2 protein-coding genes are annotated in these 3480 nt (G+C 37.0%); both read left to right on the forward strand.

What is annotated here, in order from left to right:
- The coding region (locus tag BOW51_RS08750; protein ID WP_503167675.1) for a DNA-directed RNA polymerase subunit beta at nt 1-833 on the forward strand (833 nt) is incomplete at its 5' end.
- 13 nt (nt 834-846) lie between these two features.
- On the forward strand, nt 847-3480 hold a 2634-nt coding region (gene rpoC / locus BOW51_RS08755), incomplete at its 3' end, for a DNA-directed RNA polymerase subunit beta' (RefSeq protein ID WP_078477393.1).

Raw genomic sequence — 3480 nt, forward strand, 5'->3', positions numbered from 1 at the left:
AAATGGCTGGACGTCATGGTAACAAAGGTGTAATTTCGCGCGTATCTCCAGTTGAAGATATGCCTTATCTTGTAGACGGTTCCACCATAGATGTCGTACTTAATCCATTAGGAGTGCCATCACGTATGAATGTGGGTCAAGTATTAGAAGTTCACCTAGGTTATGCCGCTAAAGGTTTAGGATATAAAATTACCGCCATGTTAGATGAAAAACGAACTGATATGGTTAAACAGATTAGAGATTTCTTAGATGAGGTCTATAACTCGTATGGCAAACAAGAAAATTTAGCCTCATTTAGTGATGAAGAAATTATTGAATTGGCAAGCAATCTTCGCGAAGGTGTGCCAATGGCAACACCAGTATTTGATGGTATTAAAGAAAAAGATATTAAATCATTACTTAAGTTAGCTGACTTACCAGAATCTGGACAAGAGCAATTATACGATGGTCGTACAGGCGAACCATTTGATCGCCATGTGACTGTCGGCTATATGCATATGTTAAAACTAAATCATTTGGTTAATGATAAAATGCATGCGCGTTCTACTGGCCCTTATTCACTAGTGACACAACAGCCACTCAGTGGTAAGGCTCAGTTTGGTGGTCAAAGATTTGGTGAGATGGAGGTATGGGCATTAGAAGCTTATGGCGCAGCGCACACATTACGCGAAATGTTAACGGTAAAGTCTGATGATGTCGGAGGACGAGCAAAAATGTATAAGAGTATTGTTGATGGTAAGAATTTAACAGAGTCGATCATGCCAGAATCATTTAATGTTTTAGTGAAAGAGATTCGTTCGTTAGGTATTGATGTTGAGTTAGAACAACACTAATTAGGAGAATTCAATGAGAGATTTATTAAAAATTCATAAGTTAGAGCAAAAAGAGCAAGATTTTGACGCAATTAGAGTTGGACTGGCTTCTCCTGAGAAGATTCGTTCATGGTCATATGGTGAAGTTAAAAAGCCTGAAACTATTAATTATCGTACGTTTAGGCCTGAAAGAGAAGGCTTATTTTGTGCTAAAATATTTGGTCCCATGAAAGACTTTGAGTGTTTGTGTAGTAAGTACAAGCGCATGAAGTTTCGTAATGTTGTTTGTGAAAAATGTGGAGTTGAGGTAACGCATTCAAAGGTTCGCCGTGAGCGCATGGGTCATATTGAATTAGCAGCACCAGTTGCGCATATTTGGTATTTAAAGTCTTTACCTTCGCGTTTAGGATTGTTGATGGATATGACATTGAAGGATATTGAGCGCGTGCTTTATTTTGAAGCATTCTTAGTAACTGATCCAGGTTCAACATCACTCGTACACAAGCAGTTATTAACTGAAGAGATGTATTTTGATGCACTAGATGAATATGGTGATGATGAGTTTGAGGCAAAAATGGGTGCGGAAGCTATTCAAGATGTTTTATCAGACATGAAGCTTGAGGTTGAAGCGGCTAATTTACGTGAAAATAGCTTAAATACAAAAAGTCAAACTAAACTTAAAAAATATAATAAACGCCTTAAATTAGTTAACTCATTAATTCAATCTGGCAATAAGCCAGAGTGGATGGTATTAAAAGTATTGCCTGTTCTTCCACCTGATTTACGTCCTTTAGTGCCATTAGATGGTGGTCGTTTTGCGACCTCAGATCTTAACGACTTATATCGTCGTGTAATTAATCGCAATAATCGTTTAGCACGTTTATTAGAACTTGATGCGCCTGAAATTATCGTTCGTAATGAAAAGCGTATGCTACAGGAAGCAGTAGATTCATTAATTGACAATGGTCGTCGTGGTCGCTCTGTAATGGGTAATAATCGTCGTCCTTTAAAATCTATATCAGATATGATTAAAGGTAAGCAAGGACGTTTCCGCCAAAACTTATTAGGTAAGCGAGTTGACTATTCAGGTCGTTCAGTGATTGTTTGTGGACCATATCTTAAACTGCATCAATGTGGTTTACCTAAAAAAATGGCATTAGAATTGTTTAAGCCATTTATTTATAATAGATTGCAAGTCAAGGGCTTGGCTTCAACCATCAAAGTTGCTAAGAAGATGGTTGAAAGCGAATCACCAGAAGTATGGGATGTTTTAGAGAGAGTCGTGCATCAGCATCCAGTATTACTAAATCGTGCACCAACATTACACCGTTTAGGCATCCAAGCATTTGAACCATTATTAATTGAAGGTAAAGCCATTCAGTTGCATCCACTTGTATGTGGTGCATTTAATGCTGATTTTGATGGCGACCAGATGGCAGTACACGTGCCTTTATCTGAGGAAGCACAACTAGAAGCAAGAACATTAATGTTAGCATCTAATAATGTATTACACCTTGCCAGTGGAGAGCCTATTATTGTGCCTTCGCAAGATGTTATTTTGGGTCTTTATTATATGACTCGTGAGATGATTAATCAAAAAGGTGAGGGACTAATTTTTGCAAATGCAACCGAAGCACTTAATGCTTATGAGTCTGGTAATGTTACCTTGCATGCAAAGGTTAAATTACGCATTCAAGATTATCAAAAGATTGATGGTAAATTTGAGTCAAGTACTAAACGTATCGTTGATACTACAGTGGGCCGTGCGATTTTTTCAAGAATTTTACCAAATGGCTTATCATTTGATTTAATCAATGAGGCTATTAGTAAAAAAGTAGTTTCTGATTTAATTCATGTTTGTTATCGTACGCAAGAGCTAAAGCAAACAGTTGTGTTTGCTGATCAAATGATGTACATGGGCTTTCAATATTCAACTAAATCAGGTATTTCATTTTGCTCAAATGATATGATTATTCCAGATTCTAAAGCCAAGATGATTGAACAGGCAAAGACTCAAGTTAAAGATATTCAGGAACAATTTTCTAAAGGTGTTGTAACTGATGGTGAACGCTATAATAAAGTAATTGATATTTGGTCACGTACTTCTGAAAAAGTGGCAAAAGCCATGATGGATGAAATTGGCTTTGAAGATTTCATTGATGCTGATGGTAAAACTCAAAAACTTGCCTCATTTAACTCGGTTTATATGATGGCTGATTCAGGAGCAAGAGGTTCTTCTGCACAAATGCGTCAGTTATCAGGTATGCGTGGGTTAATGGCGAAGCCAGATGGATCAATTATTGAAACACCAATTACATCAAATTTCCGTGAAGGCTTAAACAATATGCAGTACTTTATTTCTACACACGGTGCACGTAAGGGTTTAGCTGATACAGCACTTAAAACAGCAAATTCTGGTTATTTAACTAGACGTTTAGTGGATGTTGGACAAGACTTAGTTATTACTGAAGATGATTGTGGTACCGACAATGGACTGATTATGAAAGCAGTGATTGATGGTGGTAATATTGTACAAACTTTGGGTGTAGTAACATTAGGTCGAGTGACAGCAGAAGATATATTAATGCCAGATTCAACAGAGGTATTTTTAGAAAAAGGTCATTTGGTTTCTTTGGATGATTCAGACAAGATTAATGAATTAGGTATT

Source organism: Solemya elarraichensis gill symbiont, assembly GCF_002021095.1.
Lineage (GTDB): Bacteria > Pseudomonadota > Gammaproteobacteria > Chromatiales > Chromatiaceae.